The following is a 23,013-nucleotide window of genomic DNA, read 5'->3' as shown; positions in this document are numbered from 1 at the left end:
CTCACCCCGCCTCACCCGGCGGGTAGCGGCCGGGCCGCGGCTGAGCCGTCCAGTGACCAGGAAGCGACACCAACGATGGCCGCAGCGACGCCCATGACGGCTCACCCCGGCTCGCCTTGCGGGTACGCCAAATCCAGCGGCCGGGCCGCGGCCGGGCCGTCCAGCGACCAGGCGGGCCGGAACCCAGGAAGCGCCAGCCGCGACTCACCCCTGCTGATCCGGCGGGTAAGCCAAATCCACTGGCCGAACCGCGGGCGGACCGTCCAATGACCAGGAAGAGCCGGAGCGGAGGAAGCGGTACCAGCGGTGGTCGCGGCCATAGCGGAGTTGCAGGGGGCCTTGCGTGACGCGGTTGCGCCAGGTCTTCACCGGGTCTGGCAGGCCTGCCTCGGCCAGGTCGGCGCGGGCCGCGGCGAGGGTGGCGGCGGCTGGGGTCCAGGTGTCGCGCAGGGCGGACAGGCCGGGGCGGCCCGCTTCGCGCCAGGCGTGGGCCCAGGCGGCGAGGTCACCCGCCGGGACGCCGGCCGCGGCGGCCAGCGCCGCCACGTCGGCGGCTGGGCGGGCGGCGCGTCGGGCCAGGTCCTCCTCGAAGGTGAGGTCCACGGCCCCGGTCCCGGCCAGCAGCTCCCGCGCCAGCGACGCGGCATCGGCGGCCAACGTGCCCAGCCCGCGCGTCGTCCAGCCCGTGCTCGGGGGCGGGTCGAGGTCCAGGACCGCGGGCGGACCCGGCTCGGCGGGCACCGGCGGCAGCGCGGGCGGGGCGGCGACGCGGCGGGAGTAGGCCCGGCGCGGCGTGACGCCCGGGTCCGGCGGACGCACGGACCTGGATCTGGACCCCGCCCCGGATCCGGCGCGCGCGGCCGGGGCCCGGCGGGCACGCAATTCGGCCAGCACCTCGTCTCGGGGGCGGCCGCGGAGCTTGAACAGCACAAACGGGTCGGCGTCCACCTCGTCGGCCACCAGGTAGCAGACGGCCGCGACGTGTTTGCACGGGTTCGCCGAGTCCGGGCACGAGCAGCGCGGCCGCAGGTCGCCGGGGCCGGGCAGGAGGTCGGCGCCCGCCTCGCGGGACTGGGCGGCCAGCTCCTCGGGCAGCTCGCCGTCGAGCAGCGCAGCGGTGTGGCCGAGCCGGCGGCCGGCGACGTCCAGCAGCGTTTCCCACTCCTGCGGCGAGAACTCGCGCATACGGATCTTCACCCGGTACGGCTGCGGAAGGCTCCCGCGCACCTTCGCCGTCACCTCTCCCACGCCGACGCTCAGCTCGCTGACGGTGTCCTTCCGCGCGTACGTGCGCCCGCGCGGGAGACGGTTCGGGTCGAGACTCGCGCGGTGCTCCAGCGCCTCCACCCAGGCCCGCCCCCACCAGGTGTTGCCGAACGTCCGCCGGGGCGGCATCAGCCGGCCCCGAGCCGGACGAGGTCGGCGATCTGGTCGTCCGACAGCTCCGTGATCCAGTCCTCCCCCGCCCCGACCACGGCGTCGGCCAGCCCGCGCTTGGTCTCCAGCACGACGGCGATGCGCTCCTCCAGCGTGCCCTCGGCGATCAGCCGGTGGACCTGCACCGGCCGGTCCTGGCCGATCCGGTACGCGCGGTCGGTCGCCTGGTCCTCGACGGCCGGGTTCCACCAGCGGTCGTAGTGGATCACGTGCGTGGCCCGCGTCAGGTTGAGCCCGACGCCGCCCGCCTTGAGCGACAACAGGAACACCGGCACCTCGCCGGCCTGGAACCGCGCCACCATCTCGTCGCGCTGCTTCGGCCCGACCTCCCCGGACAGCAGCTGCGTGGGCAGCCCGCGCTCGGCCAGCCGCCGTTCGAGCAGCCGGCAGAGCTGCACGTACTGGCTGAACACCAGCACGCTGTCGCCCTCGTCGAGGATCACGTCGAGCAGCTCCTCGAACGCGGCGAGCTTGCCCGAGCGCCCGGTCAGCGCACCGCCGCCCTCCTTGAGGAACTGCGCCGGGTGGTTGCAGATCTGCTTGAGCTCGGTGAGCAGCTTGAGCACCTGCCCCCGCCGCTGCACGCCCTGCGACTCCCGGATCTGCGCCAGGTTCTCCCGCACCACGGCCTCGTACAGGGTGGTCTGCTCGGCGGTCAGCGGGACGAACCGGTCGGTCTCGGTCTTGCGCGGCAGCTCCGGGGCGATGTCCGGGTCGGTTTTGCGGCGCCGCAACAGGAACGGCCGCACGGTGGTGGCCAGCCGCTCGGTCGCGGCCTGGTCGCGGTCGCGCTCGATCGGCCGCGCGACGGTGCGGCGGAACCGTTCCAGCGAGCCGAGCAGGCCCGGCGTCGTCCAGTCCACAAGGGACCACAGCTCGGTCAGCCGGTTCTCCACCGGGGTGCCGGTGAGCGCCACACGCGCGGCCGCCGGCACCTTCCGCAGCTCCTTCGCCGTGGCGGACAACGGGTTCTTCACGTGCTGCGCCTCGTCGGCCGCGACCAGCCCCCACTCCACTTCGGACAGTGACTCGCGATCGCGGCGCAGCACGCCGTACGTGGCCAGCACCACCTCGTCGACAGCTAGCTCGTCGAGATGCCGGCCGCCACCGTGGAACCGGCGCACCGGCACGCCCGGCGCGAACTTCGCGAACTCGCGCTCCCAGTTGCCCAGCAGCGAAGTCGGGCAGAGCACCAGCGTGGGCCCGGCGCCGAGCGGGCGGCGGTGCAGGTGCAGCGCGATGAGCTGGACGGTCTTGCCCAGCCCCATGTCGTCGGCCAGGCACGCGCCCAGGCCGAGCCCGGTCATCGTGGCCAGCCAGCCGAGGCCGGCCAGCTGGTACGGGCGCAGGGTCGCGGTCAGCCCCGGCGGTGGCGCGACCGGCTCGGATTCGCGCTCGCGCAGCCGTTCGACCAATCCGGCGAGCGCGGGCTGGGCGGCGAACTCGACCGTCTCACCGTCCAGCTCCAGCTCGCCGGTGAGCGCGGCGGCCAGCGCCTCGGCGCCGGTCAGCTTACGGGACCGGCGGGCGCGCATCCGGGCCAGCAGGAACGGGTCGAGCTTCACCCACTGCCCGCGCAGACGCACCAGCGGACGCTTGGCCTCGGCCAGCGCCGCGACCTCCTCGTCGGTCAGCTCCGACCCGCCGAGGCTCAGCCGCCAGCGGAACTTCAGCAGGCCGTTCAACGGAAAGGCCGGGCCGCCCTCGCTCGCCGGGGCCTGCGTGGCGCTCGCCTTCGCCTTCAGCTCGCCGGCGAACAGGTCCTTCGGCCACAGCACCTCGATGCCGGCGCCGCCCAGCTCGCGGCTGCCGTCGGTGAGCAGGCCGACCACCTCGCCGTCGGTCAGCGCCAGCTCGGTGGGCGCCGGCTCGGACAGCACCCGGCCCAGCGGCGCCCACGCCCGCGCGCCGCGGCGCAGGCCGAGCAGCAGCTGGGTTTCCACCTGGTCGCCGAGCCGGTGCAGCACGGCTTCCGGCGCGTCCCAGAGCATCGCGGCCTCGACGATCAGGCTCGGCTCCACAGTGGACCGAACGGCCAGCACCCCCGCGAACTCCGGCTCGTCGCCGCCCTCGCGCGCCTCGACGCGCAGGATCAGCTGGACGCCGTGCGGGCGGCGGGTCTCCAGCTCGGTGAGCCAGGCCGCGCCGTCGGGGCCGATCAGGGTGGGCTCGGGCTCGGCGAAGGCCGGCCCGCCCGCCCCGACCGGGGCCGCGGGGCTGCGCACGAGGACGTCGGCCGCCGCGTCCCAGAGCGCGCGGACCAACGATTCCGGCGAGTGCAGGCGGATGCGTTTGACCCCGGACAACGGCAGCGCGTGGGCCTCCGGCGGCAGCGCGGCGGCCAGGTCCCGCAGCAGTGCCTCGTCCGCCGCGTCGAGCGGCCCGACCCGCCACGATCCGACGCCGCCCGGCGTGACGGCGGGCCGGAGCCGCCCGCGCGCCACGAGATTCACCCCGGCGTTGACCGCCGCCGACCACGCGGTGACCGCCGGGCTGGCGTCGTCGGCCACCACGAGCAGCCGCGGGATGGCCTGCGAGAGCGGCACGAGGCGAGCGGAAACCTTGGCGCGCGCGAACTTCCCGCCCGAGGGCAGCACCAGCTCGATCGCGGTGTCCCCCGCGACCTCGTCTCCCCAGAGCGCCAGCACCCCGTCCCGCGGCGGATCCGACGGGACGTAGGTGGCCTGGGTGTGCTTGCCGAACTCCACGATCAGCACCGTAGGCCAGGGGTACGACAAACGGCGTCACCGACGTCGCGAAAGTCCCCCTCACGGCGCGGGCGACGGCGCTCGACGGGGCAGCCTCAAGAACGCTCCGGCAGCGGCGGCGCGAGGACTGCGGCACTCAGTGAGGCAGGCCGCAAGAGCCGTTCCCCGGCGGCAGGCGCGCACCGAGGGCCACGCCCGCCACCGGCATCGCTCAGCGGGGCAGGTCGAGGAGCCGTTCCCCGGCAGGCGTGCGGGGGACAGCACTCAGCGAGACAAAACCCAAAACCGCTCCCTAGCGGCGAGCGCGCACCAGGCATCGCGCCCACCACCGGCACAACTCAGCGAGGCCCACTGAGGAGCCGCTCCCCCGACCGGCGTGCGGGGGACGGCACGCAACGAGGCAGCCCCACGGCGGCAGGCGTGCACCGCGCATCGCGCCCACCACCCGCACCGCCCAGCGAGGCACGCGGAGGAGCCGCTCCCAGGCAGGCCTGCAGGGGACGGCAATCAGCGAGACAACGCCCAAAAACCACCCCCCGGCGACGAGCGCTCACCGGGCACCGCCGCCCACCACCGCCACCGTTCAGCGAGGCAGCCCCAAACGCCGCCGCTCCCCGGCGGCAGGCGCGCACCGAGGGTCACGCCCGCCACCGGCATCGCTCAACGGGGCAGGCCGAGGAGCCGCTCCCCGGCGACGAGCGCTCACCGGGCATCGCGCCCACCACCCGCACCGTTCAGCGGGGCAGTCCCAGCAGCCGTTCGGCAGCGGCGGTGCGGAGGATCTGAGTCGTGCCGCCCGCGATGGACAGGCAGCGGGTCATGAGGAACTCGTGCGGGATCTCGCCGCCGGACTCCAATGCCGACGGGCCCGTCAGGTCCAGTGCGAACTCCGCGACCTCCTGGCGATGCCGGACACCGAGCAGCTTGCGGACGCCCGATTCCGCGCCCGGGCTACGTCCGTCCAGCCGGCGGAGAGTGGCGCGCAGATCGAGCACCGAGCACGCGCTGCCCTCGCCCACCAAGGCGCCCAGGCGTTCCCGCGCGGCCTCGCCCAGACCCGGGTCCGGCCCATCACCGGAGGCGGCCGAACCGGTCAACGCGGCCACCAGGTTCTCCACCCCCTCCCCCACCGCCGAGCCGCTGCCGATGGCCACGCGCTCGTTCGCCAGGGTCGTGCGGGCCAGCCGCCAGCCGGCACCCTGCTCGCCGACCACGTCGGCGTCGGGGACGAAGACCTCGTCCAGGAAGACCTCGTTGAACACGCTCTCGCCGGTGATCTCGCGCAGTGGGCGGGTGGTGATGCCGGACGCGCGCATGTCGACCAGGAAGTACGTGATTCCCTTGTGCTTCGGCACTTCCGGGTCGGTGCGGGCCAGGCAGATCGCCCAGTCGGCCTCGTGCGCGAGCGACGTCCAGACCTTCTGCCCGGTCAGGCGCCAGCCGCCGTCGGCGCGGCGGGCGGTGGTGCGCAGGGCGGCCAGGTCGGAGCCCGCGCCGGGTTCGCTGAACAGCTGGCACCACGTCAGTTCGCCACGCAGGGTCGGGCCGGCGAAGCGGTCGCGCTGCTCTTCGGTGCCGTGGTCGAGGATCGTCGGGATCGCCCACGCGCCGATCACCAGGTCGGGCCGTCGCACGCCCGCCGACGCCAGCGCCGCGTCGATCCGCAGCTGTTCGGCGGCGTCCGCGCCACGGCCGTGGGGCGCGGGCCAGTGCGGGGCGAGCAGTCCGGCGTCCGCCAGCGCGACCCGTTGCCGTTCCGGCGGCAGGGCCGCGATTTCCGTGGCCTCGCGGGTCAGCGACGGGTCCGTGCCGACGTCGACGGCCAACGTCCGCCGCGACCCCGCCAGCGTCAGGTCCGCCGCGCGCCGCCGCCAGCGGGACGAGCCGCCCAGCCAGTGCCGCAACGCCAGCGCACGCCGCAGGTACAGGTGCGCGGCGTGCTCCCAGGTGAACCCGATGCCGCCCAGCACCTGCACGCAGTCCTTCGCGTTGTCGACGGCCGCGTCGAGCGCCACGGCGGCCGCGCTCGCCGCCGCCAGCGCGTGTTCCGGGCCGCCGGCCGCGGTGGCCGCGTCCCAGGCCAGCGCCTCCGCGGATTCGGCGCGGCACAGCATCTCCGCGCACAGGTGCTTGACCGCCTGGAATGAGCCGATCGGGTGACCGAACTGCTCGCGCACCTTCGCGTACTCGACCGCCGTGGTGAGGCACCACCGCGCGACGCCCGCGGCCTCGGCGACGGCGAGCGTCGCGGCCAGGTCCTCGACCCCGCCGATCCCACCCTCCGCAGAGGCCGACGAGTACCGCACCCGCGCCAAAGAACGCGAGAAGTCCATTGGCGCCAAGGGTTCCACGTCAGAAGCACCCGGCGGCAGCAGCACGTGGCCGTCCGGTCCGGGCAGCAGCAGCCAGGACGCCGCGTCCGCGCCGGGCACCAGCGAGGTGCCCGCCAGCCCGACGGCGATCCGTTCCGTGCCTTCGGCCAGCGCGGGCACCAGTTCCTTCGCGCGCGGGTGCTCCGCGAGCAGCAACGCGCCCAGCGCCGTGCCCAGCACCGGACCCGGAACCAGCGCCTCGGCCGACGCGGCGAGCCCGGCCGCGAGGTCCGCGACGGTCCCGTCCGCGCCCCCGGCCGAAGCGGGCAGCGCGACGCCGAACAAGCCGAGCGCGGCGAAGCCTTCCGGTAGTGACGCGCCGCTGCCTTCCGCGGCGCGGACCGCCGTAACCGGGTCATGGGCCGCCGCCCAGTCATGGATCGCCGCGGCCAGCGCGGCCTGTTCCTCGGTGAGTGCGACCGGCATCGGCCCTCCTCGCGGGGTACGGGACTACTCGCCAGTGTAGAACGTGTTACAGTTTTTCGGCCAGTGGGTCACCAGTTGAACGCTTCGCCAGGGGAGGTACGCTCGGACCAGAACTGGAACGGGTTCCGGACGTGGAGGAGAAGCGGATGCCGGGCAAGGCGAAGGCTCCGGCGGCGAAGGCCCGCTCGAACGGGCTCGGCGCGATCGGCGACGAACTCGGGTCCGCGGCGCAGCGCGACCGCCGCCGCCGCATCATCGACGCGACCCTCGCGCTCGCGTCGAAGGGCGGCTACGACGCCGTCCAGATGCGGGCCGTGGCCGAGAAGGCCGACGTCGCGCTGGGCACGCTGTACCGCTACTTCCCGTCGAAGATCCACCTGCTCGTGTCCGGCCTGGCCCGGCAGTTCGAGCGGGCGCAGGAGAAGATGGAGCGCGCCACGATCCCGGGTGAAACCCCCGCGGAGCGGCTGATGTCCGTGCTGGGCCGCAACACCCGCCTGATGCAACGCGACCCGCACCTGACCGAGGCGATGGTGCGCGCGTTCATGTTCGCCGACACCTCCGCGGCCGCCGAGGTCGAGCTGGTCGGCAGGCAGATGGAGGAGATGTTCGCCCAGGCCATGGGAATCGACGAGCCGACGGACGCCGACCGCGACATCTTCCACGTGGTCGCCGACGTCTGGATGGCGAATCTGGTGGCGTGGGTGACGCGCCGGGCCTCCGCGGCCGACGTCGCGAACCGGCTGGAGCTGTCGGTCCACCTGCTGCTGGACAAGTGAAAGGGGCCCGCGGCGCACCGCGGGCCCCCTCCGTCCGGCTCAGGCGTTCAGCTTCGGCAGGACTTCCTTGCCGAAGGCGTCCAGGAACGCGTCTTGGTTGCGGCCCACGTTGTGGATGTAGATCCGGTTGAAGCCCGCGTCCACGTACTTCTGCAGCGCGGCGCGGTGCACGTCCAGGTCGGACGAGACGACCATCCGGCCCTCGAAGTCCTCCCGGCGGACCAGCTTCGCCATCTGCTGGAAGTCGAACGGCGAGCGCACGTCGGCCTTCGGGAACTTCATCCCGCCGTTGGGCCACTGGTCCAGCGCGTTGGCCCAGGCGGTCTCGTCGTCCTCGGCCCAGGACAGGTGCACCTGCAGCAGCTTCGGCATCTCGTCCGGGTTCTTGCCCGCCTTCTTCGCGCCGGCTTCGAAGTTCTCGACGATCCCGGCCAGCTTCTCGATCGACGCGCCCGGCGTGATCAGGCCGTCGGCCAGCTCACCGGTCTTGCGCGAGGTGTACGGGCCCGCCGACGCGATGTACACCGGCGGCGGCGCGTCCGGCAGCGTCCACAGCCGCGTGCTGTGCAGCTTGAAGAACTCGCCGTTGTGCTTGACGTCCTTGCCGGTGAACAGCTTCCGGATCACCTCCAGCGCCTCGAACATCCGCCGCACGCGCTCCGGCGCCTCCGGCCAGTAGCCGCCGATGATGTGCTCGTTGAGCGCCTCACCCGAGCCGATGCCCAGCCAGGTCCGGCCGGGGTAGGTCGCCTCCAGCGTCGCCGCGGCCTGCGCGACCATCGCCGGGTGCAGCCGGAACGACGGGCAGGTCACGCCCGGCCCCAGGTCACCCGTCGTGTTCTCGGCCAGCGACGCCAGCACGCTCCACACGAACGAGGCCTCACCCTGCTGCGGGACCCACGGCTGGAAGTGGTCTGCCGCCATCTGCCCGGAGAAACCCCGCTCCTCCGCGGCCTTCGCCAACCGGATCGACTCCCGCGGCGAGAACTGCTCCAGCGCCGCCGCCAGGCCGATTTGCACGTCACTCACGCGTTTTCCGCTCCTTCACCGATACTCTTCGACGATCTTGGCCAGATTGTCCAGCCGGTCCAGGGTCTTCGCCTCCGGATGCGTGCCGAGCAGAAGCGTGATCCGCTCGACGCCCGCCTCGACGTAGGCATCCAGCAGCGCACGGTTCTTGCTGCCCACCGCGAACATCGACACCGGGGTGCCCGGCGCGAACTCGTCCCGCAGCGCCATCATCGGCGCGACCGCCTCGGGCACGCCCACCGAGTTCGGCATCCACACGCCGTTGTGCAGGCCCGCCCGGCGCGCCGCGAACCGGCTGTTGCCGCCGACGTAGATCGGCGGATGCGGCTGCCGCACCGGCTTCGGCCACGCCACGGCGCGGTCGAAATTCGTGAACTCGCCGTGGAAGGTGGCCTCTTCGGCGGTCCACAGTTCCTTCATCGCGTTCAGCCGCTCGTCGAGCAGCCGGCCGCGCGTGTCCGGGTCGGTGCCGTGGTCCCGCATCTCCTCCAGGTTCCAGCCCGCGCCCACGCCGAAGAGCACCCGCCCGCCGGAGTAGTGGTCGAGCGAGGCGACCTCCTTCGCGGTCTGGATCGGGTCGCGCTGGGTGAGCAGGGCGACGCCGGTGCCCAGCAGCAGCGTCGTGGTCGCCGAGGCGGCCGCGGTGAGCGCCACGAACGGGTCGTACATCCGGTAGTAGAACGGCGGCAGCTCGCCCCCGGCCGGGTAGGGCGACTGCCGGTCCGCCGGGATGTGCGAGTGCTCCCCGACGAACAGCGAATCGAACCCGCGCGCCTCGACGCCGCGGGCGAGCACGTCGGGCCGGACGCCCTCGTCGGTCACGAAACTGAAGATCCCGAACTTCATGCGCCCATCGAACCACGGCTCACCGGTGCCCCGCCGCCAGCCGGGCGAGGTCGTCGAGCGCGGTGAGCGTCTCGGCCTCGGGCATCGTGGGGAGCATGAACGTGTAGCGCTCCACGCCGGCTTCGGCGAACCGCTTGACCACGTCCGCGTCCGCCGCACCGCCGAACACGGTGAACGGCACGTGGTCGCGGCCCTGCTCGGCGAGCCATTCGCGGACCCGCCGGATCTCGTCGATCGGGGTCGACGAGCGCGGCAGCCAGCCGTCACCGTGCTTGGCGAGCCGGCGCAGCGCGGCCGGGCTCTCGCCGCCGATGTAGACCGGCACGTGCGGCTGCTGCACGGGCTTCGGCCAGGAGAAGATCGGGTCGAAGTCGACGTGCTTGCCGTGGTACTCGGCCTCTTCGGTGGTCCAGATGGCCTTGAGCGCCTCGATCTGCTCGTCCATCAGCGCGCCGCGGGTGGCCGGGTCGGTGCCGTGGTTGGCCATCTCCTCGCGGTTCCACCCCACGCCGACGCCGAACGCGACCCGCCCGCGCGAGATCAGGTCGAGCGAGGCGACCTCCTTCGCGGTGTGGATCACGTCGCGCTGGACCAGCAGGGCGATGCCGGTGCCGAGCACCAGGTCCGAGGTGCGGGCGGCGGCCGCGGTCAGGGCCAGGAACGGGTCGAGCGTCCGGTAGTACACCCGCGGCAGCTCACCCCCGCCGGGATACGGGGTCTCGCGGCTCGCCGGGATGTGCGAGTGCTCGGCCAGGAAGAGCGAGTCGAAGCCGCGCTCCTCCAGTGCCTCGCCCAGCACGTCGGGCCGGATGGCGTCGTCGGTCACAAAGGTGGAGATCCCGAAGTCCATGCCTCGTTCTACCCGCCTCCCGGCCGGGGTATTCCCGCGAGGTTGACACCTCACCGGATGGGCTGCACAGTGTAAATCATCGACTGTTGAAAAAAAATCATCTACCGCGGAAAAGGAGTCTCGCATGAGCCTGCCGGACCTCGATTTCGAGCAGCTGTACCAGGGGCAGAGCCCGATGGGCGGGGCGATGCCCTGGGACATCGGCGCACCGCAGCCGGTGCTGGTCGCGCTGGAGGGATCCGGCGGCTTCCGCGGCGAGGTGCTCGACGTGGGCAGCGGGCTCGGCGAGAACGCCGCGTTCCTCGCCTCCCGCGGCTACCGCGTGACCGGCGTCGACGGCTCCCCCACGGCCGTGCGGCGGGCCCAGGAGCGCGCGGCCGCCAAGGGGCTGGACGTCAGCTTCGAGGTCGCCGACGCCACCCGCCTCGACGGGCTCGAGGACCGCTTCGACACCGTGCTCGACAGCGCGCTTTACCACTGCCTGGACGAAGAACAGCGGCACAGTTACGTCGCCGCGCTGGTCCGCGCCACGCGTCCCGGCGCGCGCCTGCACATCTTCTGCTTCTCCGACGCGCTGCCCGAAGGCTTCCCCACGCCGTTCCGGATCAGCGAGCGGAACCTGCGGGAGACCGTCGGCCAGGGCGGCTGGCGGATCACCAGCCTGGCGCCGGCGCTCTACACCACGGCGGTGACGCCGGCGGAGCTGAAGGGCACCGTCGAGGCGTTCATGCCGGGTCAGAGCTTCGACGCCGCCATGCTCGAATCACTGGCCGTGGACGAAAACGGCCGGGTCCGCGCGCCGGTCTGGCAGCTGGCCGCCGAACGCGTCTGACCCGGCCGCCGCGTCAGACGTTGCGCCGGTACTGACCGCCGACCTCGAAGAACGCGTCGGTGATCTGGCCGAGCGAGCACACCCGCGCGGCGTCCATCAGCACCCCGAACAGGTTGCCGCCCCGGGTGGCGGCCTCGCGCAGCGCCTTGAGCGCGTCCTGGGCCTCCACCTGGTGGCGGTGCTGGAAGTCGGCCAGCCGGTCGAGCTGCGACTGCTTCTCGTCCTCGGTCGCCCGCGCCAGCTCGACCTCGACGTCCTCTTCGCCCTCGTGCGGGTTGCGGAAGGTGTTGACGCCGATGATCGGCAGCGACCCGTCGTGCTTCTTGCGCTCGTAGAGGATCGACTCGTCCTGGATCCGGCCGCGCTGGTAACCGGTCTCCATCGCGCCGAGCACGCCGCCGCGCTCGGAGATCCGGTCGAACTCCAGCAGCACGGCCTCCTCGACCAGGTCGGTCAGCTCGTCGATGATGAACGAGCCCTGCAGCGGGTTCTCGTTCTTCGACAGGCCCCACTCCTTGTTGATGATCATCTGGATGGCCATCGCGCGGCGCACCGAAGACTCGCTGGGCGTGGTCACCGCCTCGTCGAACGCGTTGGTGTGCAAGGAGTTCGCGTTGTCGTACAGCGCGCAGAGGGCCTGCAGCGTGGTGCGGATGTCGTTGAAGCTCATCTCCTGCGCGTGCAGCGAGCGGCCCGAGGTCTGCACGTGGTACTTGAGCTTCTGCGAACGCTCGTTCGCACCGTAGCGCTCGCGCATGGCCACGGCCCAGATCCGCCGCGCCACCCGGCCGAGCACCGAGTACTCGGCGTCCATGCCGTTGGAGAAGAAGAACGACAGGTTCGGCGCGAAGTCGTCGATGCTCATGCCGCGCGCGAGGTAGGACTCCACGTAGGTGAAGCCGTTGGACAGCGTGAACGCCAGCTGCGAGATCGGGTTCGCCCCGGCCTCCGCGATGTGGTAGCCCGAGATCGACACCGAGTAGAAGTTGCGCACCGCCTTCTCGATGAACCACTCCTGGATGTCGGCCATCATCCGCAGGCTGAACTCGGTGGAGAAAATGCAGGTGTTCTGCCCCTGGTCCTCCTTGAGGATGTCGGCCTGCACGGTGCCGCGCACGTTCTTCAGTGCCCATGCGGCCAGCTCGGCGTGCTCGGCCGCCGACGGGTCGCGCCCGTGCTCCGCCCTGAACACCTCGACCCGCTGGTCGATCGCCGTGTTCAGGAAGAACGCGAGGATCGTCGGCGCGGGGCCGTTGATCGTCATCGACACCGAGGTGTTCGGCGCGGTGAGGTCGAAGCCGTCGTAGAGGACCTTCATGTCCTCCAGCGTCGCGATGGAGACGCCGGACGTGCCGACCTTGCCGTAGATGTCAGGGCGGGTGTCGGGGTCGTGGCCGTAGAGGGTGACGGAGTCGAACGCCGTGGACAGCCGCTTGGCCTCGGAATCGGCCGAGAGCAGCTTGAACCGGCGGTTGGTGCGGTGCGCGTCGCCCTCGCCGGCGAACATGCGCGCCGGGTCCTCGCCCTCGCGCTTGAACGGGAAAACACCCGCGGTGTAAGGGAAGTATCCGGGCAGGTGCTCACGGCGCAGGAACGACAGCAGCTCGCCGGGCTCGGAATAGCGCGGCAGGGCGACGCGCGGGATCCGGTTGCCCGAAAGCGTGTCGCGCCACAGCTGTGTGCGCAGCTCCTTGTCCCGGATCTTCACCACCAGCTCGTCCTGGCGGTACTCCTCGGCCAGCGCCTCGAAGTGCTCGAGGAGCTTTGTCGACTCGCCGTCCACATCGGACTCGGCGGCGGCCAGCAGGCCCTCCAGCGCGTCGGTCGAGGCGTCCACTTCGGACAGCGCCACCCTGGCCGCGGCCAGGTGCTCGCGCTTGCGGACAGCGGCGACCTGCTGCTCGGTCTTCCCGTGGTAGCCGCGAAGGGTCTCGGCGATCTCCGCGAGGTACCGCGCGCGGTTGCCGGGGATGACCGTGCTGGCGTCGGTGGACACCTTGCCCTCGACCGCCGGCAGCACCCCCGCGGCGACCGAAAGCCCTTGTCCCGCCAGCAGATCACGCAGGTGCTGGTACAGCGCGGTGACGCCGTCGTCGTTGAACTTCGCCGCGCTCGTGCCGTAGACCGGCATGTCCTCGGGCCCGGACGAGAACGCCTCGCGGTTGCGCACCAGCTGGCGGGCCACGTCGCGCCGCGCGTCCTCGGCGCCGCGGCGCTCGAACTTGTTGATCGCGACGACGTCGGCGAAGTCGAGCATGTCGATCTTCTCCAGCTGGGACGCGGCGCCGAACTCCGGCGTCATCACGTACAGCGACTCGTCCACGTAGTCGACGATGCCCGCGTCGCCCTGGCCGATGCCCGGCGTCTCCACGATCACCAGGTCGTACCCCGCGGCCTGGCAGGCGAGGATGGACTCCCGCAGCCCGACCGGGATCTCGCCGACGGTGGTCCGGGTGGCCAGCGAACGGAAGTACACCGGCGAGCCGTCAAGGCAGTTCATCCGGATGCGGTCGCCGAGCAGCGCACCGCCGCCCTTGCGCCGTGACGGGTCCACGGCGAGCACCGCGATCCGCAGCTTGTCCTCCTGGTCCAGGCGGAAGCGGCGGATCAGCTCGTCGGTGAGCGAGGACTTGCCGGAGCCGCCGGTGCCGGTGATGCCGAGCACCGGGACGTGGCGCTTCCGGGCAGTTTCGGTGATGGTCTCGAGCCATTCGCCGGGCAGGCTTTCGCGCTGCAGCTGCGTGATCACGCGCGCGAGCGCCGGGACGTCGCCGGAGAGCAGCTTGTCCACGGACGCGGGCGGCTGCGCCGAGAGGTCCACGTCGCAGGCCTTGATCATCGAGTTGATCATGCCCGGCAGGCCCATCTCGTAGCCGTCCTCGGGCGAGAAGATCCGGGCCACCCCCCGGGAGTGCAGCAGGTCGATCTCCTCGCGGACGATCACCCCGCCCCCGCCGCCGAACACCTTGATGTGCCCGGCGCCGCGCTCGGCCAGCAGCTCCACCAGGTAGCTGAAGTACTCGACGTGCCCGCCCTGGTACGCGGAGATCGCGATGCCCTGCACGTCCTCGGCGATGGCGGCGGTGGCCACCTCGTCGACCGAGCGGTTGTGCCCGAGGTGCACCACCTCGGCGCCCTGGGACTGCAGGATCCGCCGCATGATGTTGATCGAGGCGTCGTGCCCGTCGAACAGGCTGGACGCGGTCACGAACCGGACCGGGTTCACCGGACGGTACAGGTCGCTGCTCATCCCCCCAAAATACTAGGACTTCCTACTATTGGAAACCCGAGTCCGCGTAACCCAGGTCTCACCCCGGCTGTCCGGCCCGGTTGACATCTCCTCGTGAGCGACTATGTTCAACCAACATGTTGATTAACCAAGTGATTGACTAGCCATGGCCGCTGATCAGCTCAGTGCCACCTTTTCCGCACTGGCCGACCCGACGCGGCGCGCCATCCTCTCCCGGCTCGCCCACGGCGAGGCCACCGTCAACGAGCTGGCCGCACCGTTCGAGGTGAGCCTCCAGGCCGTGTCGAAGCACCTCAAAGTGCTGGAACAGGCCGGGCTCATCAGCCGCGGCCGCACCCGGCAGTGGCGGCCGTGCCGCCTCGAAGCCCGGCCGCTGGCCGTCGTCGCCGACTGGGTGAGCGAGTACCGGCAGTTCTGGGAGACGGGCTTCGACCGCTTGGACGAGCACCTGCGTCAGATTCAGGCCGCCGCGAAGGAGAACGACGAATGACCGAGCACGAACTCACCATCACCCGGGTGTTCGACGCCCCGCGCGAACTGGTGTACCGCGCCTGGACCGACCCGGACCACCTGGCGAGCTGGCTGGGCCCGCAGAAGTTCACCGCGTCGTCCGTGACGACCGATCCCCGGCTCGGCGGCCGGTGGCGCGCGTGCATCAGCAGCGAGGAGTACGGCGTCGAACGCTGGATGGAGGGCAGCTACCGCGAACTCGACCCGCCCGGGCGGCTGGTGTTCACCTACTGCTGGGACCAGCCCGGCGACGAGGTCGGCGAGACGCTGGTGACCATCACGCTGCACGGCACCGGCGACCGGACCGAGATGACCTTCCACCAAGCCCCGTTCCCGAACGAGGTGGAGCGCGACGGCCACTTCCACGGCTGGGGATCCAGCTTCGAAGACCTCGCCCTCCAGCTCGCCCGGATCCGCCAGGAGGCCCGATGACCACCGCGCTCCCCCGCGTCGTCTCCGCCGAAGAGTGGCAGACCGCACGAGAAGCATTGCTACGCAAGGAAAAAGACCTCACCCGCGCGGCCGACCGGGTGGCCGCCGAGCGGCGCCGAATGCCGATGGTCCCGTTCCCGAAGCCCTACGAGTTCACCACGGCGGACGGCCCGAAGAGCCTGCTGGACCTGTTCGAGGGCCGCCGTCAGCTGATCGTCTACCACTTCATGCTGCACCCGGGCGACACCGCGGGCTGCCCCGGCTGCTCGATGATCGTGGACAACATGAGCCACCCGGCGCACCTGAACGCGCGGGACGTCACGCTCACCGTCGTCGCGCCCGCCACCCTGCCCGAGATCGAGTCCTATCGGGACCGGATGGGCTGGACGGTGCCGTGGGTTTCCGCCGCGGGCAACGACTTCACCGCCGACTGCGGCGTCGGCACGCTCTTCGGGCTGAGCGTCTTCCTGCGCGACGGCTCGGACGTGTACCGCACGTACTTCACCACCGACCGCGGTGGCGAGCAGTTCATCTCGACCCTGCGGTACCTGGACGTGACGCCGTTCGGCCGCCAGGAGGCGTGGGAGGAGTCCGGCCACGGCGCCGACGGGCCCGGCTCGTGGTGGCGGCGGCACGACGAATACTGAGCCGGAACATCCCCGCCCGGTGTCCGGTCCCCCGGCCCGGCTCCGACCGGTGGGTGACGGCGTCCCCGAGAGGCGCCGCCCGGTGAAAGAGGGTCTACGTCATGGGTGAGCTCGTCTACCAGGTGCACGTCTCGCTCGACGGCTGCGTCGAGGGGCCGCGCGGGGAGTTCGACTGGGCGCCGATGGGGCCGGAGCTGGCCGTCCACAGCGAAACGCTCACCGGGCGTTCCGCGGTGCTGGCCTACGGGCGGCGGGTGTGGGAGATGATGGCCGGCTACTGGCCGACGGCCGAGGCCTTGGACGATCCGCACGGCCGCGGGTTCGCGCCGGTGTGGCTGGACATGCCGAAGGTCGTCTTCTCCCGCACCCTGGCCGAGGCGGCCTGGAACACGCGGGTGCTCAACGGTGACCTGGCCGAAGAGGTGGCGGCGCTGAAAGCCGCCCACGAGAAGGACATCCTGCTCATCGGCGGGGCGACGCTGCCGGCCGAGCTGAGCCGGCTCGGGCTGATCGACGAGTACCAGGTCTTCGTCCACCCCGTGGTGCTGGGCGGCGACCGGCGCCCGTTCGCCGCAGACGCTGAGCGGTTCGAACTGGAACTCGTCGAGTCCCGGGTGTTCGACGGCCGCGCGGTGCTGCTGCGCTACCGGCGGTCCGCGGGCTGAGGCCGCGCCGGGTCACCGATCCGGTGACCCGGCAGCCGCGGTCAGCGGGCCTTGGCCGCCCGGAGGGCGATCCACTGGCGCATGGCGTACTCGACGAGCGTGATCAGCGTCTGCTTGGTCGACTCGCGGTCCCGGGCGTCACAGCGCACGATCGGGATGTTCGGGTCGATCGACAGCGCCTCGCGCACGTCGTTGATGTCGTGCTCCAGCACCCCGTCGAAGGTGTTGACGCCGACGATGTAGGGCAGGCCGCGGTCCTCGAAGAAGTCGATCGGCGCGAACGAGTCCGCCAGCCGTCGGGTGTCGGCCAGCACGACGGCGCCGATCGCGCCCCGGACCAGGTCGTCCCACATGAACCAGAACCGCTGCTGGCCAGGGGTGCCGAACAGGTACAGGATCAGGTCGGCGTCGAGCGACACGCGGCCGAAGTCCATGGCGACCGTGGTGGTCGTCTTGTTCGGGGTCTGGTCGAGGTTGTCGATGCCGCGGCTCGCGTCGGTCATCATCGCCTCGGTGGTCAGCGGCACGATCTCCGACACCGAGCCCACGAACGTCGTTTTGCCCGCACCGAAGCCGCCCGCCACCACGATCTTCGCCGATGTCATGGTCGGGGGCGCGGTGTCCCGCGGTGCCTTAAAGCCGACGGAGTCCACTCAAAACCCTTTCCATCAACATCAAGTGTGCTTCGGCGCCGTCATTGCCCGTGATCGTCCGGTGCACCGTGACCAGTCCCGCGTCGGCCGCGTCGCTGATCAACACCCTGGCGACCCCCAGTGGCACCCGCAGGGCCGCCGCGATCTCGGCGACCGAGCGCGGGGTCCGGCACTCTTCCATGATCGAGAAGCTCTCGATCTGCTCCGCCGCCGCGTGGGGGAAGCCCCCCGCGGCGACCTGGTCCTTGGTGGAGACCAGGGTCTCCAGTTCGAGCGCGTAGTTCGCCCGCGTGCGCCCGCCGGTGAGAGCGTACGGCCGGACGATCGCGGTCTCCTCGGCCGGGTCCACCCGATCGGGTCGCGCCGGCGCAGGGAACGAGGGCGGCATGACGAACTCGCCGCTCGGCGGTCCGGGGTCGAAGAGCCCGCCTGGTCTGGGACCGTCCGCGTCGGTACTGCCCGGTGGAGAGACTAGAGAGGTCACACGATCTCCTATCTCGGCCGGCGGCGGCGCCGCCGGCGGTTCCGCGGCCGCGTGCGCTCCGGCGGCCGGGGTTTCGGGGGACTGGGACTCCTTGGACTCTTTGGCGGTCTTCTTCCGCTTGCGGCGGGAGCGGCCGGAATCGAGGCTGAAGCCGTTGAGGACGTCGGCGAACGTGCCGTCGTCGCGGGCAGCACGAGGGGCCTCCGCACGCGGAGGCTCGCCACCCTCTCCCGGTTCCTCGCCGAACGATCCGGACCCCGTGCTCATCGCCAGATCATCCCACCGGTTCGCCGATCAGCGAGCCACCCGCGCCCTGCAGCTGCGCGCGAAGTTCCGGGGTGAGGATCTGCCCGACCCGGTCGACCAGCATCGTCATCTCGTAGGCGACCTGGCCGATGTCGCAGTTCGGCGCGGCGAGGATCGCGAGGCAGGAGCCGTCGCTGATCGACATGAGCACCATGATGCCGAGCTCCATCTCGACCACGGTCTCGTTGACCGCGCCCGCCTCGAAGCAGCGGGCCGCGCCCTGGGTCAGGCTGACCAGCCCGGACGCCACCGCGGCCAGCTGGTCGGCGCGGTCGAGCGGCAGCCGGTTGGAGGCCGTGAGCAGCAGCCCGTCCGCGGACACCACCACCGCGTGCGCGACACCCGGGACGCGCTCGGCGAAGTCGTTCACCAGCCAGCCGAACTGGTTCTGCTGCGGCTGGGCCGTATTCGGCGAGGTCATTCACCCTCCAGTGTTTCGTGGTTGGTCTCGGCGGCGGCCTGCGCGGTGCGGTGCCGGCCACGCTGGATGCCCTGCTGGAAACTGCTCAGGCGGCCACGCACGTCATGCGCGTCGCGAGTCGGACGGGGTCCCGCCGTCCCGGAAGGCGGCGGAGCGCTGCCCGGGAGCAGCTGCTCCCCTCGACGGCGCCGGGGCAATCCTGCCGAAGTGAACAAAGCGGGTGTCGACTGGGACACCGCTTCGACCTGTCGCCACTCGTCATCCGACCCGAAATTCCACTCCGAGCCGGGCGTATCGGACGAAGTGCCCAGGATTTCGGGCACCGTGGTGGGCAGATCCCGCGGCCCGTCCGCCGGCGGCCCCGGCGGCACATCACTGGCCGCCGGCCGACGCGCAGGCAACGACGCCGGAGGACTGTCGGGACGGCTGGGCGCCTCCTCCTCCGGGTGAGTGGGTGTCTCCGCGCCGGGGCGGGTAAGCGTCTCGGCCCCCGGACGGGCGAGCGTCTCCGCGCCGGGGAGGGAAGCGGACTCGGCGTTCGGACGGGCGAGTGACTCCGCGCCGGGGAGGGAAGCGGTCTCGGCGTTCGGACGGGCGGGCGCCTCCGCCCCCGGACGCCTGGACGGCAACGCGTCCGGGCGGCCGGACTCGGTTTCCTGGCCCGTCCCGGCGTGCGGCGCGGGCGCGTCCGGCCGGACTGTCTGCGGTGCACTCCCTTCGAGGCTGGCCGTCTGCGGTGCGGCGGTGTCCGCGTGGCCGTTCTGCGCGGCGGGCGTGGCCTGGCGACCGGCCTGCGTGGCGGGGGAACCGGTCTGCGGGGCAACTGTGTCCGCGCGACCGGCCTGCGCGGCAGGTGCGTCTGCAGGACCGATCTGCGGCGCGGCCGCGTCCGGGCGAATGGCCTGCGGGGCGCTCGAATCCGGGCGGATGGTCTGCTCGGGGTCGAACGCGGGCCGCACCTCCGGGCCTGCGGTGAAGGCCTCGGGACCACGGTCGGCGGTCGGCTGTGGGTCGGTCGTGGCCGGTGCCTGTGCGGCCATCCGGTCCGAATAGGACTGGAAGACGTCCTGCCCGGGAGCCGAAGGGGCCTCCGGAGCATGGCCCGCCACCGGAGCGACCGGGCCACCGGCTCCGTAGCCCTGCGCCGGGGCGTCCGTGCCGGGCGCGGTGTCCGGCTGGTCGAGGCGGCCCGCGGCGGGAGTGCCGGTGGTGCCGTCGAGCCGTCCGAGTGCCTGCGCGCCCAGTCCCTGCGACGGTCCGGCCTCGAACGGGGCCGGCTGGGCGGCGGCTGCCGGCTCGGTGGTGGCGCGGGTTTCCTGGCGGCCACGGGTGACGCCGCGCTGGAAGCTGTTCAGCCGGCCGCGGACGTCCGAAGGGTCGCGGACCGGGAGCTCCGGCTTGGCGGCCGAAGACTCGGCCGCCGACGGCTCCGAGGTCGCGCTGCCCGGCATGAGCTGCTCGCCTCGGCGGCGGCGCGGCAGTCCGGCCGGGGTGAACGCGGTGGGCTCGGCCTGCGACACCGCCTGGACGGTGCGCCAGTTCTCGTCGCTCGCGAAGTCCCAGTTCCGCTCGTCCTGCTCCGGCGTGGTGACCGGGGCGACGCCGTCCTGGGCTTCCTCGGCGCTCGCTTCCGAGGACTCGGCGGGCGAGGCCGTGGCTTCCTGGGGATCGGCGGCGGGGGCCGGCGAACGGAACCAGACCGAGAGCATCTCGTCGAAGATCGGCGTGGTCTCGACGGTCGTCTCGGCGGCCGACGGCGGCGGCACCTCCGGCACCTGCTGCGCGGCCTGGTTCCACCAGTCGCTCAGCGTGGTTCCGTTGGCGGAGAACAGGTCCTTGCCCGAGGGCAGCTCGCCCTGACGCCGTCCCTCCGATCCAGAAGGCTCAGCGGGCTCAGGGGTCTCAGCGACCGGCTCCGGCTCGGGCTCGGGCCGCGGCGGCGGGACCTGCAGGATCTGCGGCACCCGCGGCAGCGGCGGCGGGCCGTCCTCACGCGGGATCGGGCTGAACAGCGCGGTCCCGGAGATCTCGAGGTCCGACGGCGGCCGCACCGCCGGGGAGACCTGCTGGCCGTTGGCGTACCCGGCGAGGTCGCCGAACGAAGGCCGCAGCTGGTCGTCGCCGTGGCCCTGCTGCAGCGGCACCGCGCCCGGGCGAGCCGAGCCGTTGACCGGGCGCTGGCGCCGCGGCAGGCCGCCCGGGCTCACCGGCGGGGCGGCGACGCTCTTCATCGGGCCGGTGTGCGGCGCGCCGTCCAGGACCGCGCCGGTCATCACCAGCTCCGGCGGGACCAGCACGGTGGCGCGCACGCCGACGATGTCCTTGCCGCCGTGCAGCGAGACGCCGATGCGGTGGCGCCCGGCCAGGCGGCCGACCACGAACAGGCCCATCCGGCGCGAGGTGGCGAGGTCGACCGAGCCGGCCTCGGTGAGGCGGCTGTTGGCCTCCATCACCTCGTACTCGTTCATCCCGATGCCCTTGTCCAGGATGTCGATGTTGAGCGAGCCGTCGTCGGCGAGCCGCGTCGCGACCGTCACCTGCGTCTCCGGCGCGGAGAACGCGGTGGCGTTGTCGAGCAGCTCGGCGACGAGGCGCTGGACGTCGCTGGCGGCGAACCCGACGATCTTCACCGCGGGCGGCTGCTGCACCGAAACCCGTTGGTACTGCTCGATCTCCGAGACGGCGGCGCGCAGCACGTCGTGCGCGCTCACCGGCTGCCCGGAGCGGCGCCCCGGCTCGGCGCCGGAGAGGACCATCAGGTTCTCGTTGTTGCGCCGCATCCGGGTGGCGAGGTGGTCGAGCTGGAACAGCGTGGCGAGCTGGTCGGCGTCCTCCTCGTCGCGCTCCAGCCGCTCGATCAGCTGCAGCTGCCGCTGCACGAGGCTCTGGCTGCGCCGCGACAGGTTGACGAACACGCTGCTGTAGCCGGCGCGCATCGCGGCCTGCTCGGTCGCGAGCCGCAGCGCCTGGCTGTGCACCTGCTCGAAGGCGCGCGCCACCTCGCCGACCTCGTCGTGGACGTGCACCGGCACCGGCGCGACGTCGATGCTCTGGGAACGGCCCTCCTGGATGTTGCGGACCGCGGCCGGCAGCTCCTTCTCCGCGACGTCCAGCGCGCTGCGGCGCAGAGTGGACAGTGAGCGGAGCAGCTGCCGGGTGATCAGGAAGACGACCGCGGCGGCCACGACCAGCGCGGCGAACAGCAGCACGGCGAGCAGGCCGGCACTGCTGCTGGCGTCCTCGACCAGCGCCGCCGACGCCGACGTCGCCTGGGCGCCGAGCCGCTTGCCGACGTCGCCCAGCTGGTTCACCACGTCGGTCGAGGTGCTGTTCCACTCCTGGGCCGACATCCCGCGCAACGCGTCTTCGCTCGTCGCGCCCTGCTCGCCCAGCGCCTGGCCGACCATCCGCTTGCGGTCGTAGGAGGAGTCGGGCTTGAGCGTGCTGTCGAGGTCCTGGCGCTGCGGCGCGGTGGCGGCGGCGTTGAAGTCGTCCATCCGGTCGTCGAACCGGAGCTCCGCGTCGCGGACGTCGCTGAGCTGCTGCGGCGGCAGGCCGCCGCGCGAGATGCCGAACGCGATCAGCGCCTGGCTGACCGAGGCCTGCTCCTTGGCGGCCTCGAGGTCGTGCAGCGCGTTCGGGGTGCCGCCCAGCGCGTCGGCGCTGGCGCCCGCGGCCACCGCCGTGTCGGCGGCGATCAGCGCGGTGGTCACGGCGTTGTAGTCGCTGACCGCCTCGGCCGCGTCCAGCAGCCCGGCGCCGACCTGCTGGCGGATCACGGTGATCTCGTTGACCTGGGCGGTCGCGGAGTTCACCGCGCCGGACACACTGGACTCGTCGCCGCCGACCCGGCCCGCGGCCGTGGTGAAGGGGTCGACCGCGGCGTCGGTGGCCGCGCGGGCGGCCTTCAGCTCCGGCGTCACCCCGGCCGAGCCGGCGATCAGCTGCTGCGCGGTCAGGGTGCGCTCGCGCTGCAGCCCGTCGGTGAGCGCGCGCAGCTGGGTGCTCAGCCCGACCAGCCGGTCGATGCGCCCGTAGTCGTCGGAGCGGCTGACCTGGCCGACGATCGCGGTGACACCGAGCACCACCGCGAGCACGATGGGGACCAGCGTGACGGCCGACAGCTTGACCGCCAGGCTCCAGTCCCGCCAGCCCAGCACCGCACGCCAGCCGGTCGACCAGCGCGACCGCCGGGGCGGGCGGCCGAGCAGTTTCCCAACAGGCACCTGGCCTTCTCCTGCAACGGTCACGAAAGTGACTCCCTGTCCGGCGTCGTGGCTGCCCGTCGACGGCTTCCGGTGCTCCCGGCGCGGTCCACGGCATTCCGCCGACCCGCGCGAACGACCCCGGGTGGGCACCATAGAGC

17 protein-coding genes are annotated in these 23,013 nt (G+C 72.3%); 6 read left to right on the top strand and 11 right to left on the bottom strand.

Translation table 11 applies throughout. The features are described from left to right. Positions 1-204: 204 nt before the first annotated feature. The 3 genes from BMY97_RS16810 to BMY97_RS16800 form a co-directional block, all read right to left on the bottom strand. Positions 205-1,395 (bottom strand): SWIM zinc finger family protein, encoded by a 1,191-nt coding sequence (locus BMY97_RS16810; RefSeq protein WP_091617776.1) that lies wholly within the window; start codon positions 1,393-1,395, stop codon positions 205-207. Beyond that, positions 1,395-4,145: a DEAD/DEAH box helicase gene (locus BMY97_RS16805; RefSeq protein ID WP_091617926.1), complete on the bottom strand. Its 2,751-nt coding sequence runs from the start codon at positions 4,143-4,145 to the stop codon at positions 1,395-1,397. The genes BMY97_RS16810 and BMY97_RS16805 overlap by 1 nt, the downstream gene beginning before the upstream one ends. Before the next feature lie 734 nt (positions 4,146-4,879). After that, a complete protein-coding gene (locus BMY97_RS16800) occupies positions 4,880-6,943 on the bottom strand; it encodes an acyl-CoA dehydrogenase family protein (RefSeq protein ID WP_091617775.1) in 2,064 nt (687 codons plus the stop codon). A 146-nt stretch (positions 6,944-7,089) separates the two neighbouring features. Here BMY97_RS16800 and kstR point away from each other — a divergent pair, with 146 nt between their 5' ends. Beyond that, positions 7,090-7,722, top strand: a complete 633-nt coding sequence (kstR, locus tag BMY97_RS16795; protein WP_091617925.1) for a cholesterol catabolism transcriptional regulator KstR — start codon at positions 7,090-7,092, stop codon at positions 7,720-7,722. Positions 7,723-7,761: 39 nt separating this feature from the next. On the opposite strand, the gene BMY97_RS16790 is transcribed toward kstR, so the two are convergent. The 3 genes from BMY97_RS16790 to BMY97_RS16780 are packed head-to-tail and all read right to left on the bottom strand — an operon-like array spanning position 7,762 to position 10,447. After that, positions 7,762-8,751, bottom strand: coding sequence for a TIGR03557 family F420-dependent LLM class oxidoreductase (locus tag BMY97_RS16790; RefSeq protein ID WP_091617774.1), 990 nt, complete (start codon positions 8,749-8,751; stop codon positions 7,762-7,764). Between the two features lie 15 nt (positions 8,752-8,766). After that, positions 8,767-9,597 carry an LLM class F420-dependent oxidoreductase gene (locus BMY97_RS16785; protein ID WP_091617773.1) on the bottom strand — a complete coding sequence of 277 codons (831 nt, stop codon included), beginning with the start codon at positions 9,595-9,597 and terminating at the stop codon, positions 8,767-8,769. 19 nt (positions 9,598-9,616) lie between these two features. Then, complete coding sequence (locus BMY97_RS16780; protein WP_091617772.1) at positions 9,617-10,447, bottom strand: LLM class F420-dependent oxidoreductase; 831 nt, start codon at positions 10,445-10,447, stop codon at positions 9,617-9,619. Positions 10,448-10,571: 124 nt separating this feature from the next. Here BMY97_RS16780 and BMY97_RS16775 point away from each other — a divergent pair, with 124 nt between their 5' ends. After that, the gene (locus tag BMY97_RS16775) at positions 10,572-11,279 is read left to right on the top strand and encodes a class I SAM-dependent methyltransferase (protein WP_091617771.1); all 708 of its coding nucleotides are present in this window, start codon (positions 10,572-10,574) and stop codon (positions 11,277-11,279) included. A gap of 13 nt (positions 11,280-11,292) precedes the next feature. Here the strand turns inward: BMY97_RS16775 and icmF are convergent, their stop codons facing one another. After that, on the bottom strand, positions 11,293-14,529 hold the full coding sequence (icmF, locus tag BMY97_RS16770) for a fused isobutyryl-CoA mutase/GTPase IcmF (RefSeq protein ID WP_091617770.1): 3,237 nt from the start codon (positions 14,527-14,529) through the stop codon (positions 11,293-11,295). A 145-nt stretch (positions 14,530-14,674) separates the two neighbouring features. Here icmF and BMY97_RS16765 point away from each other — a divergent pair, with 145 nt between their 5' ends. The 4 genes from BMY97_RS16765 to BMY97_RS16750 all read left to right on the top strand — a co-directional run bounded on the left by BMY97_RS16765 (position 14,675) and on the right by BMY97_RS16750 (position 16,783). Next, complete coding sequence (locus BMY97_RS16765; protein WP_091617769.1) at positions 14,675-15,019, top strand: ArsR/SmtB family transcription factor; 345 nt, start codon at positions 14,675-14,677, stop codon at positions 15,017-15,019. Continuing rightward, positions 15,016-15,471 (top strand): SRPBCC family protein, encoded by a 456-nt coding sequence (locus tag BMY97_RS16760; protein WP_091617768.1) that lies wholly within the window; start codon positions 15,016-15,018, stop codon positions 15,469-15,471. Before BMY97_RS16765 ends, BMY97_RS16760 begins: the two co-directional genes overlap by 4 nt. Further along, positions 15,468-16,118, top strand: a complete 651-nt coding sequence (locus tag BMY97_RS16755) for a DUF899 domain-containing protein (RefSeq protein ID WP_091617767.1) — start codon at positions 15,468-15,470, stop codon at positions 16,116-16,118. Before BMY97_RS16760 ends, BMY97_RS16755 begins: the two co-directional genes overlap by 4 nt. Positions 16,119-16,219: 101 nt before the next feature. Beyond that, on the top strand, positions 16,220-16,783 hold the full coding sequence (locus BMY97_RS16750; protein ID WP_091617766.1) for a dihydrofolate reductase family protein: 564 nt from the start codon (positions 16,220-16,222) through the stop codon (positions 16,781-16,783). Between the two features lie 41 nt (positions 16,784-16,824). Here the strand turns inward: BMY97_RS16750 and BMY97_RS16745 are convergent, their stop codons facing one another. Genes BMY97_RS16745 through BMY97_RS16730 form a run of 4 tightly spaced genes read right to left on the bottom strand, consistent with a single transcriptional unit; the run spans position 16,825 to position 22,873 of the window. Continuing rightward, positions 16,825-17,388, bottom strand: a complete 564-nt coding sequence (locus BMY97_RS16745) for a GTP-binding protein (RefSeq protein WP_091617765.1) — start codon at positions 17,386-17,388, stop codon at positions 16,825-16,827. 28 nt (positions 17,389-17,416) lie between these two features. After that, positions 17,417-18,187: a DUF742 domain-containing protein gene (locus BMY97_RS47060; protein WP_177231378.1), complete on the bottom strand. Its 771-nt coding sequence runs from the start codon at positions 18,185-18,187 to the stop codon at positions 17,417-17,419. Positions 18,188-18,194: 7 nt separating this feature from the next. Next, complete coding sequence (locus BMY97_RS16735) at positions 18,195-18,647, bottom strand: roadblock/LC7 domain-containing protein (RefSeq protein WP_091617763.1); 453 nt, start codon at positions 18,645-18,647, stop codon at positions 18,195-18,197. Beyond that, positions 18,644-22,873, bottom strand: a complete 4,230-nt coding sequence (locus tag BMY97_RS16730) for a sensor histidine kinase (RefSeq protein ID WP_245787345.1) — start codon at positions 22,871-22,873, stop codon at positions 18,644-18,646. Before BMY97_RS16730 ends, BMY97_RS16735 begins: the two co-directional genes overlap by 4 nt. Positions 22,874-23,013: the final 140 nt, after the last annotated feature.

The organism is Amycolatopsis saalfeldensis, from assembly GCF_900110575.1.
In the GTDB taxonomy this organism is placed as follows: Bacteria; Actinomycetota; Actinomycetes; order Mycobacteriales; family Pseudonocardiaceae; genus Amycolatopsis; species Amycolatopsis saalfeldensis.
The sequence above is the reverse complement of the archived record's forward strand: the minus strand, read 5'-3'. Positions and strand labels throughout refer to the sequence as shown.